Genomic DNA, 15,591 nt, shown 5'->3' with positions numbered 1-15,591 from the left:
AGTGGCTCATAAACACTTCATCATTTACAAACCTTATGGCTGCTTGAGTCAGTTTTACAGCAATTCCAAACAGCAACGAAACAAACGGTTTTTGGGCGATCTTTATGATTTTCCTGAGGGCATTATGCCTATTGGTCGGTTGGATGAGAAGTCGGAAGGCTTATTGCTGTTGACCACTGATGGTAAGTTAAGCGATTACATTAACAGTCAAAAAGTTGAAAAAGAATATTATGCTTTGGTCGATGGTACTGTATCAAATGAAGCTATAGAACAATTGCAGGTGGGTGTGGAGATTGGTTTTGATGGGAAAAAGTATAAAACCAAACTTTGTAAGGTTTTTAAACTGGATCGTGACCCCAATTTACCGGAACGTTCCAAAAAAATAAGGGATGCACGCCATGGGCCAACAACCTGGCTGTCCATTACCTTAAGAGAGGGGAAGTTTAGGCAAGTGCGAAAAATGACTTCGGCAGTAGGATACCCCACACTTCGATTGGTGCGAGTTAGGGTAGGGGCTATTGGGCTTGACAATATGCAAGTTGGGGAGGTGGATGAAGTTAACAAATTACTTCCTTAGGGCTCAAGTGTTTTTAGTTCTTTATAATTCCTGTTTAAACGTTTAAGTAGCAGTCCGTAAATAAGCTTATAAAATAGCCAAATGACGAGAATAAAAATTATAACTACACCAATTATTTTAGCGATTAAAAAAATAAATTCATTATTGCTATAATTGTCAATTGCATTGGTGAATTTGGGGTCTTTTGTTAATGAATAGTAAAAACCTAAGGCTAATGATACTCCTGCCATAATAAGGTTGTATAATACGTAATATTTTATGATTTTTCGGGTATGTAAAATCCTCTCCATTAATGTTTTTGCATTGTCTGTAACAGATATAGCTTTATGGGATTTAAATAACAAATAGATAAATAAAACAATAACAGCATAGCTGAAAATGGTTAGGCTAGTCAATAAGTAATCACTTTTATAAATATGGTCAAGTTTAGCTTTATAGTTTTCGGAAAACAAATATGGTATAGAATTAATAATTATCCATAAAATAAGTTCCCCTACACTTATATAGAATAAGGTTTTAACAATAGAAGAAGACTTTTTGTGAAGCATAGGATAAATATCCTTAACCGATAGTTTTTTGTCTTCAGGTTGTTGTCTATTCCAATCCTTTTTTAATAAATCTAATCCTTCCATAAGCTTACGGATTTAATACGGTTTTAAGTTTGGTTTTTATTCTATTCATCTTCACCCGGGCATTCACTTCACTTATACCTAAAGTTTCACTTATTTCTCTATAATCCTTATCTTCCAAATACAAAAACACAAGCGCTTTTTCAATATCGTTTAAATTGTGTACTGCTTTGTATAGTAGTTTTAATTGTTGTTCTTCCGTATCGTCATAGTCTTCAGCATTTATTTTGAATTCCACACCATCAAAATTTTGGGTAGAAATGCTTCGTTTCGATTTTCTATAAAGTGTAATTGCAGTATTCAATCCCACACGATACATCCAAGTACTAAATTTGGAATCGCCCCGAAATTTAGGGTAAGCCTTCCATAATTGGATGGTAATCTCTTGAAATAAATCGTTGTGTGCATCATAATTGTTGGTATACAATCGGCATACCTTGTGAATGATATTCTGATGCTTTTCCAGCAATTCTACAAAACTATGTTCAAGCTCTTTGTTCAATGTGATAGGTTAGCTATTCTGTAAGTAGCCTAGGTGGTTAAAATGTTACAAAGTAAAATTATTTATTAAGTTTTAGTACATAAAATTCTTTTATTAAAGGACTGTTTTGAGTTTTTTTGTTTTAACTTTTTTAATTTAAATTAATAATTTAATTAATATATATTAAATAATTGATATTATGTTTATTAAATAATTATTATAGATTTTATTTATGATTGTTTTTTAAGCCCAAAAACAATTAATAATTGTGCTAAAGCATAAGTTAGCATAATGCTAATATTTGCTAAGGGTAATGGTTTGTAAAATTTATTTAATGCCAATAAACTATCTGAAATAATAAAGGTAATAGCTCCTAAAAAAACTAATATAAAACTTAATTTATTTACTTGCCCCTGTCTTAAAAATGCCATTGTTACCATAAGTAAAATAACAGCCATATATAAAATTACAGGTAAAAGCATATTGCCCAAATTGTTTTTTAAAATATAAAAAAGGAAGAAAACATAAATTAATAAAATACCTAAAAAATTAAAAATCTTTTTGTGAAACTTATGCTTCCCATAAAACACTTTTATGTACATAAGGTGTGCCAACATAAAAGAAATTAATCCACCTATAAAAAAGTTTTGGTTGATATAGACAAACATTAATAGAATATCTCCTAAAACTGAAAAAGTCAATGCCCAAATGGTAATTTTTTTAGTTTTTCCATCAAGTTCATTAGCATATTGATGTAAAAAACAAATAAGTGAAATCACAATGGCAGGTTTGGTAATGAAGTGCAATACATATAGGGATACTACGGAGCTACAAACCAATTCTAAAATTACAATAAGGAAATAAACAAAGACAAAAGATTTTTCAGACTTGGTTAACATATAATACCTTTTTATTCAAAAGTAAATGATTTATATGCAATTCATAATCAAAAGTTCACAATTCAGTTCATATAACTTTTTATAAGGACAGGATGTTTTATTTTATAAACTTAATTAAACAAGTAAGACAGGCCATTAGTTTATGAAACCACTTGAGGTAGTTATAACCTCAGTGCTTTGGGCGACTTTGTTGATGCTCTACATGCTTTTACTTTACCTGAAAATATTGAAGTTGCTTTAGACTATCACTTATTTGTCAGAGTAGGTATTGCCAACGAAATATAAATTTGTATTGATTGTAGATAGGTGTTTGTATCCTATCTAGCAACAACAAGCGATATGTCATTCCATAGGAGCGGTTTTCCTTTTTTGTTTGGTGGGATTACCTTTTCGACTGGAGATAATTTTCGAATGTGGATAAGTCTTGTCTAGTATATTGTTTAGATACTAATAATTAAACAAATCAGTATAAAACCGATATTGGACTTATGAATATTATTGCTACACTTTGGGACAAAAAAGAGGCAGAAAGGTTCGGTAAGTGCTAATCTATATTAATAATTCAAAATCTTTGGGGCTATATAGAGATCCAAAAGTTATAACAATTATTTAACTTTTTTTTAAAAAATAGAGCTAATTATATTGTAATTTTACCGCGATGAAGTTTATATCACTCATATTATCAATCTATATCTTTGGGCTCAATTTAGTCCCCTGTGAAGATAATGTGAAATTTACAGATGAGGTTAAAACAGAAATTTCACAAGTTCAGGGTAATGACCATCAACATCAAGACAGCGATTTATGTTCACCATTTTGTAGTTGTGAGTGTTGTCACATTTGTATTTTAAGTTTTAATGCGGCAGACTATATTATTCAAAATCCATTTGTTTCCACAGAAGTATTTTATTATAAAGGTGGTTTAGAAAAAAACTTCAATTTTTACATTTTACAGCCTCCCCAGTTTTAATTCAGTTTTATAGGATAGTGTATCCTAATTTTATCGTTTTCGGTCATTTCAAGTCCGATAGACAGAAAATTATTTTTATCGAAACGTTTAACTGAATTAATATATTTTATATGATTAACAAGATCATTGATTTTTCAATCAATAATAAATTTATTATTGGTTTGCTTACGCTTACCATAATTGGAACAGGTATTTGGAGCATGACCCAAGTTCCCATAGATGCTGTTCCAGACATTACAAATAATCAAGTACAGGTTATTACCCAGTCACCAAATCTAGGCACAGAGGACATCGAACAGATTATAACCTACCCTGTAGAGGTGGCCATGAGTAATTTGCCCAATGTAGAGGAAATACGTTCCATTTCACGGTTTGGCCTATCGGTCGTTACCATTGTTTTCGAAGATGATATGGGAGCTTTTCTTCCCAGACAATTAGTAGCAGAAAAGCTAAACGAAGTTAAGGAACAAATCCCTCAAGGATTTGGAGAACCTACTATGGGACCCATTTCAACAGGATTGGGAGAAATTTACCAATACACCTTAAAGGTAAAGCCGGAGTATAAGGACAAGTATTCCATATCAGATTTACGTACCATACAAGATTGGATCGTACAGCGCCAAATGGCCATGGTTCCAGGAGTGGTTGAGGTAAATGCCATAGGAGGTAGAGTAAAACAATACGAAGTTGCTGTAGATCCAAACGAACTAAAATCGATTGGATTGACCATATCGGATGTATTCGAAGCCCTTGAAGCCAATAACCAAAATACTGGCGGGGCTTATATTGAAAAAAATCGTCAGGCTAATTTTATACGAGGTGAAGGTTTGGTAAGGAGCTTGGACGATATTAAGAAAATCACCGTAAAGAACATCAATAATGTACCTATAACTATTGGTGATATTGCTAACGTGCAGTTTGGTTCGGCCATTCGTTACGGTGCCTTAACGCAGGATGGCGAAGGTGAAGTGGTTGGTGGTTTGGTAATGATGCTAAAAGGCGCAAATTCTAACGATGTTATCGAAAATGTCAAAGAGCGAATGTCTCAAATTCAAAAATCATTACCAGAAGGTGTCGTAATAGAACCACTTTTAGATCGTAGTAAATTAATTGGCGAAACCACTTCTACAGTGGCTACTAATCTTATAGAAGGTGCCCTTATAGTTATTTTCATACTCATCTTTTTATTGGGTAATTGGCGTGGTGGATTAATCGTAGCGTCAACTATTCCCTTGTCGTTGTTATTCGCATTCATTTTAATGAACATATTCAACGTATGGGCAAATTTGATGAGTTTAGGGGCTATCGATTTTGGTATAATTGTAGATGGTGCTGTCATTATTGTTGAATCTACTGTATTTCTTATTGCTTCAAAAGTGCTTAAAAAGAAAAAAATAACCACAAGAGAAAGTAATGAGATTGCTGCTTTAGCGTCAAAAAAAATGATGAATGCTGCTTTTTTCGGTCAGCTTATTATTCTTATCGTTTTTTTACCCATTTTAGCATTACAAGGTATTGAAGGTAAGATGTTTAGGCCCATGGCACTCACCTTTATTTTTGCTATGTTGGGAGCTATGATATTATGTTTAACCTATGTGCCCATGATGTCGGCTTTGGTGTTGAGGCCTCCCAAAAACAATAAATTGTCATATGGTGATAAATTTGTTCACTGGGTAGAAATCAAGTACAAGCCATTTTTGGAAAAAGCATTACAAAAGGGAAAGCTTGTCATAGGAATTGCAGTGGCTTTATTTGCCGTTGCGGTCTTTATGTTTACCAGAATGGGAGGGGAGTTTATACCTCAACTCGATGAAGGTGATATTGCCTTTCATGCCATTTTAAAACCTGGTAGCTCGCTTACCGAAACTATTGAAACTACAACCAAGATAGAGCAAATTGTAAAGGTGAAGTTTCCAGAAGTTGAAAAAATTGTGAGTCGTATTGGTGTGGCTGAAATTCCTACTGACCCTATGCCGATGGATATTGCAGACGTATTTGTAATTCTTAAGCCCAAAAGGGAATGGACTACTGTAGAAACCAAAGACGAACTTATTGATGAAATAAAAGAAGCAGTCGAAATTATTCCTGGTGTAAACTACGAATTCACCCAACCTATTGAAATGCGTTTCAACGAACTGCTAGAAGGTATTCGTGAAGATATTGCCATTAAATTATATGGGGAAGATATAAACCTATTGTCTCAAAAAGCAGAAGAAATCACTAAAATAATTGCAGGCACCCCAGGTATTGGTGATATGAAAGCTGAGGCTACAACAGGACTGCCACAAATGACAATAACTTACAATAGGAACAAATTGGCACAATATGGCCTACAAATAAATGTACTTAACAAACTAGTGCAATCGGCTTTTGCCGGAGGTAATTCAGGTGTTATTTTTGAAGGTGAAAAGCGTTTTGATTTGGTGGTTCGTTTAAATCAAAGTAATCGCAAGGACATCTCAGATATACAAAATTTATTTGTGAACTTACCATCAGGGACACAAATTCCACTTCGGGAGGTAGCTAATATATCCTATAAGTCAGGTCCAATGCAAATAAGCAGAGACAACACAAACAGAAGAACCTATGTGGGTATTAACGTGAGAGGGCGTGATGTAAAATCTTTGGTTACAGAAATAAAATCAAAACTAGAAGACCAATTGGAGTTGCCTTCAGGTTATTTTGTTCGTTATGGTGGTGCTTTTGAAAACCTGGAACGCGCGAGTAACCGTTTAAAGATGGTAGTGCCCATTGCCCTGTTGCTTATTTTTGTACTTATATATTTTGCTTTAAAATCATTGCCTCAAACCTTAATGATTTATATTGCCATTCCAATGGCTACTATAGGCGGTGTTATAGCATTGTGGTTGCGAGATATGCCTTTCAGTATTTCGGCAGGTGTTGGTTTTATTGTACTGTTTGGTGTTGCGGTTTTAAACGGCTTGGTAATGGTAAGTGGGTTGAACGAACTCAAGGAAGAAAGCATTACAAGTTTAAGGGATAGGGTTTTTGAAGGCACTAAGCGACGTATTCGCCCCATTTTGCTAACAGCATTCACAGATGTGCTTGGTTTTTTGCCCATGGCAATTTCAGCATCGGCAGGAGCCGAAGTGCAACGTCCCTTAGCAACCGTTGTTATAGGTGGTTTGTTGACTTCTACACTACTTACTTTGTTTGTGCTGCCTATTTTATACTATTGGGTAGAAAGCAAATCCTTTAAATTTCAGCCCAACAAAAAAATGATTGCAGTTACCGCAGTATTTGTTTTGATGTTTGGTTTTTCAAATAAGAGCAGTGCACAGCAGTTACAAATGTCATTACCAAAAATAACGTTACAGGATGCCGTAAAGCTTTCCAAAGACAATTACCCACTATTAAAACAAAAACAATTGGAAGTAGCCAAGCAGGAAAGCCTAAAATCCACAGCTTACGATTTTGGCTCTACACAGATTTTCACGGGTGGAGAAGAAATTAATGAGGACTATGGTGTTTATACCACAGTGGGTATAGGACAATCCAATATCAATGTTTTTGGCATTGGTTCTAAAAGAAAGTTACAGGAGGGGTACATTAGGCTATCAAAACAGGTGTTACAATTATCTGAATTGGAATTAGAACTTAAAGTAAAAAAAGCTTGGGTAAAGTGCTATCAATCCAAAAGAAACTATTTATTGTACCTAGAACTCGATTCCATCTACAATAAATTTGAACAGGCTGTAACCTTAAACTTTGAAGTTGAGGCCATTTCAAAATTGGAGTATTCAGCAGCCAAAAGTCAGGTGTTTCAAATCCGGAATAAAAAAATGCAGGCTTATAGGGATTATCTTATTGCTATTCAACAATTAAATCTTTTGTTGTTTACTGAAGAAACTTTTACGGTCACTGATGATTTGGAAGTCTTATCCTCAATAGAAGTAGTCATTCCTGACTTAAATAAGCACCCTGCTGTTGTATTATCGGAACATCAACTCAATTTGGCTGAAGCAGAATTTAGAATGGCAAAAACCGATAATCTCCCAAAACTCAATCTTCAAGGTAGTTTGCAGAAGGTAGATGGCAATACTGGGTTTTACAGTTATCAAGCAGGTATTTCCATTCCGTTTTTATCAAGTTCAAACAAAGTAAGGGTCAAATCAGCTAAAGTTGATAAGGCAATAGCAGAGAATAATGTTCAATTTAAAAAGAAAGAAATACAATCGCAATATGCACAGAGAAGGGCAAATTATTTAAAATGGAAAAATGCTTGGGAACTATATCAATCACATGTATTGCCAGTTTCGAATGACCAAAAGTCTGGTGCGCTTTTGGCATATCAGGAAGGTGAAATAGATTATATCACCTTTACACAATTGTTAAAAGAAGTAGTACAGTTTGAGCTAGAGGCACAAACCACTTTGGTAAATTATTTGGAAAGTGCATTTCAATTACAATATTTTAATTTATAACATCATGATAAAAAAAGGAAATACATACATTGCTTTAATTTTTATAGTACTATTAATCGTGTCTTGTGGTAACAAAACTGACCATTCAGAAAATGACGTACACTCACACGATAAAGATAAACAATCTGTTAAAGGTGAAATGCATCACGAAGAAGAAGTAATTCTTAATGCACAACAATTCAAAGAATTAAAAATGAGAATAGACACTTTGTCTTTGCGCAGCATAGGAGATTATGTTGAAGCTAACGGATCTTTAGAAGTGCCACCGCAGAATGAAGCTGCAATAACAACAGTAGTTGGAGCAAATGTAACAGCTATTAAGGTTATTGAAGGCGATAAAGTAAACAAAGGCCAGATTGTTGCCTACCTTTCACACCCGAGTATTATAGCCTTACAAACCGATTACTTGAAAGCCTTCAGCAATAGTGAGTTTTTAAAGAAAAATTTTGAACGCCAGAAAAAATTATACGATTCTGGTGTAGGCTCTGGAGCTAATTTTCAAAAGGCAGAAGCAGAGTATAAATCCTCTATCGCAATGGTAAACGGCTTAGCTGCACAATTAAATATACTTAACATTAATGCAACATCAGTGCGGAATGGCATAATAGACCAACAAATAGGGATACAAAGCCCAATTGAAGGGTATGTTCAAAAAGTTAAGGTAAAGACTGGTCAATATGTCGAGCCACAGACAGAACTGTTTGAGATTGTTAATACACATCACGTACATGCTGATTTAATGGTATTTGAAAAAGATGTGCACAAAGTAAAAAAAAGGCAGAAGGTAGTCTTTAGTGTGCAGTCTGTACCAGATGCCGAACTTACCGCAGAAATTTATTCGGTGAGTAAAACATTTGAGGACAATCCTAAAGCGGTACACGTACATGCCGAAATTAAGAACAAATCGGAGACTTTGATACCAGGGATGTATATTCAAGGAAAAATACAAACAGATAGTATCTTGACAAAAGCATTGCCTGAAAGCGCTATTGTAAAAGATAATGACAAGTTCTATGTGTTTGTTGTTGGAAAAAAAGGAAATGCTTGGACTTTTAAACCTATAGAAGTTATTATTGGTAAAAAGGATGGTAAATGGATTGAAGTGAGTTTTCCTAAAGAGCAACCATTAAATAGTATGTTTGCTTTTAACAATGCTTATTACCTTATAGCAGAGATGAAAAAAGGTGAAGCTGAGCATACACATTAATCGAATTCAGCTTTTATATCGATTTCTGAAATTTTGTCGTTTTAAAATGAAGTTAAAATGTCAAAATTTCAGAAACTTGTTAAGAGATTCTTAATAAATATGTCAAAGTAGATAGATATTTGGTTTTGGTACTTTATTTGTCAATGTATGATTGAAAACAAATGTTTAACTAGCCTGCATAAAGCAGGCAAATAAAAAAATTAATCATGAGCAATCTAGTGACATTACCAAAAAATGGAAATTTAGCACATAGAAACAAAAATAGGTTGCCAAATTTCCCAGGTTTATCTACGTGGTTTGATGATTTTTCGTTGGGTGAATTTCCCTCAATGTTTTCATCAAGCTTTAATACAGGTATTTCTATGCCTAAAGTAAATATTAAAGAGGTTTCAGATGCCTTTATAGTAGAAATGGCGGTTCCAGGATTAAAAAAATCAGATTTCAATATCAATTTAGAAAACAATCTAATGTCCATTTCTGCTGAGCTTAAAGAAGAAAAAGAAAATAAGGATGAGGATTATACAAGAAGGGAATTTGGTTACTCGTCTTTTAAAAGAACCTTTACATTGCCAGATACTGTTAATGAAAGTAAGATAAATGCGAGCTATAGCGAAGGTATTTTAACGGTACAACTTCCTAAAAAAGAAGAAGCCAAAGAAAAACCCGCACGTACTATTAAAATTTCATAAGAATTTAAGTTTTCTAGTAAAAAAGCCTGTTATATAACAGGCTTTTTTTATACAAATTCATTTTATAGGTTCCGTTAAATGATATTTATCATAGTAAATTAACAAGGTTTCAAATATTTTTAAAGTATCAAATTTAAAATTAAGTAATAGACCATAACCAAGACTCATTAATGTAGTTAAATTGTTTAAAGTTGGATTGCATCGGATAGATATAAAATAAAAAATTGACTGATGAAACCTAAGAAGAACCCCAAATTTGAAATAGGAAGAAATAGCAGCTTATATTTTGCTATTGGCTTAAATGTTATGCTATTTCTCTCTTGGCGAGCCTTAGAGCACAAAACCTATGATAAGTCAGAAATAGATTTAGGTATAGTTAATATTACTGAAGAAGCGGAAGAAGATGTACTTGTTATTAAAGTTAATACTTCGCCGCCACCTCCACCTCCAGTTACAATTCAGGAGTCGATTCAGATTGTTGAAGATGTTGAAGAAATTGAGGAAACAATTATTGAAAGTACAGAAACAAATCAAGAGGAAGCCATTGAAGAACGTGTTATTGAAGTAAGCGATGTGCAAGTTGAAGAAGTTGAAGAAGAAGTTGAAGTTCCTTTTACTACGATTGAAGATGTTCCTGTTTTTCCTGGATGTGAAGGATTGAGTAAAGTTGAAGTTAAAGAGTGTTTTCAAATGAAAATACAAGAACATGTTAGAAAACATTTTAAATACCCCCAAGCTGCTCTAGATTTAGGAATTCAAGGTAGGGTGTCGGTGATTTTTGTAATCGATTCACAAGGTGTTGTAACTGATATTCGTTCGAGGGGGCCTGATAGAATTTTGGAAAGTGAAGCCGAACGAATAATAGGTTTGTTGCCAAAAATGGCTCCAGGAAAACAGCGTGGTAAGGCTGTGAAAGTTGCTTATGCATTACCTATTTTATTTAAATTCCAGGAAAGTTAGCATATGGTTTTGAGCATGCTAAGCGTTCAGTTAGTTATTAGCTTAACGGCCTTTACTATTTAATCGAAAAAAATCCTCGAATCCAAACATTCGGGTCAGGGTTTCTAATGATATTCCCGTTCCCATCTATAGGTTGCAAATATTCTCAAGGAACGATCTTGGAAAGATTGGAAAATGAACAGGATATTTAAACCTTGATCCAAATTAACCGGAAGGTTTTTTAAATATTAATGTAATAAAGGGTGTGCTAAGCTGCTTCAATTACTGTTTACAAATAAAACTGAACTCGCTATATCGAACAAAATAATATTATATTACTGTAACGTTTTAAGATGTTCAGGGATTTGTTGGAATATTTCTAAAATCTCTAGTGATAGACCTAAAAAGATTAGTTTTAATTTGAAGGACTCACACGATAAGCAAAAAAAGCTAAATTTTTTTCGTGACAATATGACATTTTTACAATAATGGCAGTACTTTTGCCAATCAATTTAAGTGTTTGCATAAATTATAATTTAGCATGAGTAAAAAGGAAAGTAAAGAGATAGAAAAAGAACAGGTTGAAGGTCCTCAAACTGAAACTGTTGAGACTGAAGATCCGATAGTGGAAGAACAAACAGTAGAAGAAAAACTTCAAGCAGAATTACAGCAGGAAAAAGATAAGTTTTTACGTTTGTTCGCTGAGTTTGAAAATTATAAAAAACGGACATCCAAAGAACGTATAGATTTATTCAAAACAGCAAGTCAGGACGTTATGGTGGCTTTGCTTCCGATTTTGGATGATTTTGACAGGGCCTATCTGGAAATTTCTAAAAGCAAAGAAAAAGAACTTTTAAAGGGAGTTGAACTTATAAGTAATAAGCTAAAAACAACCTTGGAACAAAAGGGATTGTCAGAAATGAAGGTCAAGCAAGGCGACGAATTTAACGCCGATAACCATGAGGCAATTACACAAATTCCTGCACCAAGCGAAAATTTAAAAGGAAAGATTATAGATGTTATTGAGAAAGGATACACTTTAGGTGATAAGGTTATTCGGTTCCCAAAAGTTGTTATAGGACAATAAACCAAGAGCATGGCTAAGAGAGATTATTACGAGGTTTTAGGAGTAAATAAAGGGGCTAGCGATGCCGATATTAAAAAGGCGTATCGCAAGAAGGCCATTGAATACCATCCAGATAAAAATCCAGATGATAAAGAAGCTGAAGCTAAGTTTAAGGAAGCTGCTGAAGCCTATGAGGTATTGAGTAATGCTGATAAAAAAGCACGTTACGATCAGTTCGGCCATCAAGCCTTTGAAAATGGTGGTGGATTTGGTGGTGGTGGCATGAATATGGATGATATATTTAGTCAGTTTGGTGATATTTTTGGAAGTGCTTTTGGTGGTGGCGGTTTCTCAGGATTTGGCGGTGGTGGTCAACGTCGTGTTAAAGGTAGCAACTTGCGCATCAGGGTAAAGTTAACCCTAGAAGAAATCGCTAATGGTGTTGAAAAAAAGATAAAGGTAAAACGAAAGGTTCAAGCACCTGGAACAACCTATAAAACGTGTTCAACATGTCATGGTTCGGGCCAAGTAACACGAATTACTAATACTATTCTAGGTAGAATGCAAACTTCAGCACCATGTAATGTGTGTGGTGGTGCAGGAGAGACTATTGATAAAAAACCGGCTGATGCTGATGCTCAAGGACTAAAAATTTCCGAAGAAACAGTTTCCATAAAAATCCCTGCAGGTGTTGTTGATGGTATGCAACTTAAGGTGTCTGGTAAAGGAAATGAAGCACCTGGTAATGGGATCTCTGGTGATTTATTGGTGGCCATTCAGGAAGTAGAACATGAAAAGTTACAGCGCGAAGGCGACAATTTACATTACGATTTATATGTAAGTTATCCCGAGGCCGTTTTAGGGGCATCAAAAGAAATTGATACTGTAACAGGAAAAGTGCGCATTAAAATTGAACCAGGGGTTCAATCTGGTAAAATATTGCGTTTACGCGGAAAAGGTATTCCAAGTATAAATGGTTACGGAAGAGGGGATTTATTGGTACATGTTAACGTGTGGACTCCTAAAACATTAAACAAACAACAACGTGAGTTTTTTGAAACTATGATAAATGATGAGCATTTTATTCCAAAACCAGAAAGTACAGATAAGTCTTTTTTTGAAAAAGTAAAAGACATGTTTTCATAAGAAAAAGACCCAAAAACTTAATAATCCGCCTTTGAGCGGATTATTTTTTGCGATAACTTATTTAATAGTTTTGCTATTAGTATCGAAAAAAAAACTATATTTGAACTATCACTAATTTATTTTAGTGGTAATTTTTCTTTTTCATAGCAATTTTTTTCCCATCCTTAACTCGTTAAGGGTGGGTTTTGTTTTTATATTGAAAATTGATTTTAAATAGCTGCTAATTCTGCATAAAGCATTTAGTCCCTCCAATAACATTTAATATATTTACATTCGCTAAGCGATTAAAGTAACACAATGAACAACTTACTTGAAGTTAAAGCTGTATCCAAACATTTTGGAACTTATAAAGCCTTAAACCGAGTTTCCATTACGGTACCCCAAGGCAGTATTTTTGGATTATTAGGGCCAAATGGTGCTGGAAAAACGACGCTTATTCGAGTCATTAACCAAATAACAATGCCCGATGAAGGTCAGGTGTTTTTAGGTGGTGAAGCACTAAAGAACAGGCATATTACAGATATTGGTTATTTGCCTGAGGAGCGGGGTTTATACAAATCTATGAAAGTAGGGGAACAGGCTTTATATTTGGCACAGCTTAAGGGATTGAGTAAATCAGAAGCCAAAATTCGTTTAAGGTATTGGTTTGAGCGATTAGAAATTGGAGATTGGTGGAACAAAAAAATACAGGAATTATCAAAAGGGATGGCCCAAAAAATACAATTTGTGGTTACGGTGTTGCACCAACCCAAATTATTAATTTTTGATGAGCCTTTTTCAGGTTTCGATCCTATAAATGCTAATTTAATTAAGGAAGAAATTTTACGGTTACGGGATGAAGGGGCTACGGTAATATTCTCTACCCATCGTATGGAGTCGGTTGAAGAACTTTGCGACGACATTGCATTAATCAACAAATCGAATAAAATATTGGAAGGTAAGTTATTGGATGTTAAGCGACAGTTTAAGAGCAATACCTACGAAGTTGGACTTAAGACCAATAATCGAGGTTTGCTGCAAAACCACTTGGCTGAAAAATTTGAAGTTACCCAGGCTAATTTTAAAACCTTAGGGGATGAGTTAAAGCTAAACATTAAGATACCTAATGGAGAATCACCCAATATGCTGTTAGAATATTTGGTAGGGTTAGGTGAAGTATCCCATTTTGTGGAGCTTATCCCTAGCGTCAATGATATTTTTATTCAAACCATAAAGAACAATACCTGAGCATGAACCATTTACCGCTTATAATAAAACGTGAATACCTTACTAAGGTTAAAAACAAATCCTTCATTGTGATGACCTTTTTAAGCCCGATGATTTTTATAGCACTTATTGCCCTAGTGGCTTATTTATCGCAATTGAATAACGATAAGATTCATATCATTTCGGTATTGGACGAATCTGGGCTCGTTAGTGATGGACTAAAAAGTTCGGATAAGATAAAATATGAAAAGCTTTCAAATCTATCGTTGGAAGAGGCAAAGGCATTAGCTAAGAAAACAAAAAGCTATGGATTGTTACATATTAAGACATGGGACAGTTTTAATGACTTGTCCAATAAAGTCAATTTTTATTCTGAAGAATCACCATCATTTGCAATTTTTTCAGAATTAGAAAATCAAATAGAATCTAAGTTAACCAATTTAAACCTTGAAGAGAAAGCAATTGATGTTGACGTAATTAAAGATTCAAAAATAACTATTGATATTATCCAGGAAAACTTTGAAGGTCTTCAGACATCAAAAACAGATGGTATAGCCAAGCTGATTTTTGGAGGTGCAACGGGATATTTGCTATTTATGTTTATTATTATTTATGGCAATATGATTATGCGCAGTGTTATTGAAGAAAAAACCAGTCGTATAATAGAAGTAATTATATCGTCGGTTAAGCCCGTACAGCTTATGTTGGGAAAAATTATAGGAACGTCATTAGCAGGCATTACACAATTTGTTATTTGGGTTATTTTAGGAGGTGTTTTAATGACGGTTGTGTCATTGGTTTTGGGTATAAACTTATTCGATTCATCAACGCCACAACAAGAGTTAATGACAATAGCTTCTGAAGGGAAAGGAGTTGATTTTTATTTTGAATCGTTTAAATCGATTTTAAGAAGCTTACCATTAATCAACTTGGTCATTGCTTTTATATTGTATTTTATAGGCGGTTATTTGTTGTATAGTTCGCTGTATGCTGCCATAGGTGCAGCGGTAGATAATGAGACAGACACCCAACAGTTTGTAATGCCCATACTAATGCCTCTAATTTTAGCCGTTTACGTTGGCATTTTTACTGTAATTGAAGATCCACATGGCACTGTTTCTACTGTTTTTTCTTTTATACCGTTTACTTCGCCAGTAGTTATGCTCATGCGAATTCCCTTTGGTGTACCTTTGTGGGAACAATTGCTGGGTTTTTTGCTGTTAATTGCTACCTTTATGTTTACCGTTTGGTTTGCTGCAAAAATATATCGTGTGGGTATTTTAATGTATGGTAAAAAACCGAGTTATAAGGAGTTGATTAAATGGATTAAATATTAA

General features: G+C 34.2%; 13 protein-coding genes. 10 read left to right on the top strand and 3 right to left on the bottom strand.

Annotation, left to right across the window (positions count from 1 at the left end):
• Position 1 precedes the first annotated feature (1 nt).
• The gene (locus tag MR053_RS08740; protein WP_242132070.1) at positions 2–577 is read left to right on the top strand and encodes a pseudouridine synthase; all 576 of its coding nucleotides are present in this window, start codon (positions 2–4) and stop codon (positions 575–577) included.
• On the opposite strand, the gene MR053_RS08735 is transcribed toward MR053_RS08740, so the two are convergent.
• The 3 genes from MR053_RS08735 to MR053_RS08725 form a co-directional block, all read right to left on the bottom strand.
• The gene (locus MR053_RS08735) at positions 574–1,209 is read right to left on the bottom strand and encodes a hypothetical protein (RefSeq protein ID WP_242132069.1); all 636 of its coding nucleotides are present in this window, start codon (positions 1,207–1,209) and stop codon (positions 574–576) included. The genes MR053_RS08740 and MR053_RS08735 overlap by 4 nt on opposite strands.
• Before the next feature lie 4 nt (positions 1,210–1,213).
• Positions 1,214–1,708, bottom strand: coding sequence for an RNA polymerase sigma factor (locus MR053_RS08730; protein WP_223552087.1), 495 nt, complete (start codon positions 1,706–1,708; stop codon positions 1,214–1,216).
• Positions 1,709–1,917: 209 nt separating this feature from the next.
• On the bottom strand, positions 1,918–2,586 hold the full coding sequence (locus tag MR053_RS08725; RefSeq protein ID WP_242132068.1) for a lysoplasmalogenase: 669 nt from the start codon (positions 2,584–2,586) through the stop codon (positions 1,918–1,920).
• Between the two features lie 658 nt (positions 2,587–3,244).
• Between MR053_RS08725 and MR053_RS08720 the strand changes: the two genes are divergently transcribed.
• The 9 genes from MR053_RS08720 to MR053_RS08680 all read left to right on the top strand — a co-directional run bounded on the left by MR053_RS08720 (position 3,245) and on the right by MR053_RS08680 (position 15,591).
• On the top strand, positions 3,245–3,556 hold the full coding sequence (locus tag MR053_RS08720) for a DUF6660 family protein (protein WP_242132067.1): 312 nt from the start codon (positions 3,245–3,247) through the stop codon (positions 3,554–3,556).
• Positions 3,557–3,666: 110 nt separating this feature from the next.
• Positions 3,667–8,001, top strand: a complete 4,335-nt coding sequence (locus MR053_RS08715) for a CusA/CzcA family heavy metal efflux RND transporter (RefSeq protein ID WP_242132066.1) — start codon at positions 3,667–3,669, stop codon at positions 7,999–8,001.
• Positions 8,002–8,005: 4 nt separating this feature from the next.
• Positions 8,006–9,208 (top strand): efflux RND transporter periplasmic adaptor subunit, encoded by a 1,203-nt coding sequence (locus tag MR053_RS08710; RefSeq protein WP_242132065.1) that lies wholly within the window; start codon positions 8,006–8,008, stop codon positions 9,206–9,208.
• A 206-nt stretch (positions 9,209–9,414) separates the two neighbouring features.
• Complete coding sequence (locus MR053_RS08705; protein ID WP_242132064.1) at positions 9,415–9,897, top strand: Hsp20/alpha crystallin family protein; 483 nt, start codon at positions 9,415–9,417, stop codon at positions 9,895–9,897.
• Positions 9,898–10,128: 231 nt separating this feature from the next.
• A complete protein-coding gene (locus MR053_RS08700; RefSeq protein WP_242132063.1) occupies positions 10,129–10,857 on the top strand; it encodes an energy transducer TonB in 729 nt (242 codons plus the stop codon).
• A 520-nt stretch (positions 10,858–11,377) separates the two neighbouring features.
• On the top strand, positions 11,378–11,923 hold the full coding sequence (locus MR053_RS08695; protein ID WP_242132062.1) for a nucleotide exchange factor GrpE: 546 nt from the start codon (positions 11,378–11,380) through the stop codon (positions 11,921–11,923).
• A gap of 9 nt (positions 11,924–11,932) precedes the next feature.
• On the top strand, positions 11,933–13,048 hold the full coding sequence (dnaJ, locus tag MR053_RS08690) for a molecular chaperone DnaJ (protein ID WP_242132061.1): 1,116 nt from the start codon (positions 11,933–11,935) through the stop codon (positions 13,046–13,048).
• Between the two features lie 297 nt (positions 13,049–13,345).
• Positions 13,346–14,275 carry an ABC transporter ATP-binding protein gene (locus tag MR053_RS08685; protein WP_242132060.1) on the top strand — a complete coding sequence of 310 codons (930 nt, stop codon included), beginning with the start codon at positions 13,346–13,348 and terminating at the stop codon, positions 14,273–14,275.
• A gap of 2 nt (positions 14,276–14,277) precedes the next feature.
• The gene (locus MR053_RS08680; protein WP_242132059.1) at positions 14,278–15,591 is read left to right on the top strand and encodes an ABC transporter permease; all 1,314 of its coding nucleotides are present in this window, start codon (positions 14,278–14,280) and stop codon (positions 15,589–15,591) included.

Source organism: Aestuariivivens marinum (assembly GCF_022662175.1).
Taxonomy (GTDB): Bacteria; Bacteroidota; Bacteroidia; order Flavobacteriales; family Flavobacteriaceae; genus Aestuariivivens; species Aestuariivivens marinum.
Note: the sequence above shows the minus strand (reverse complement) of the source record. Positions and strands in the feature narration are given on the sequence as shown.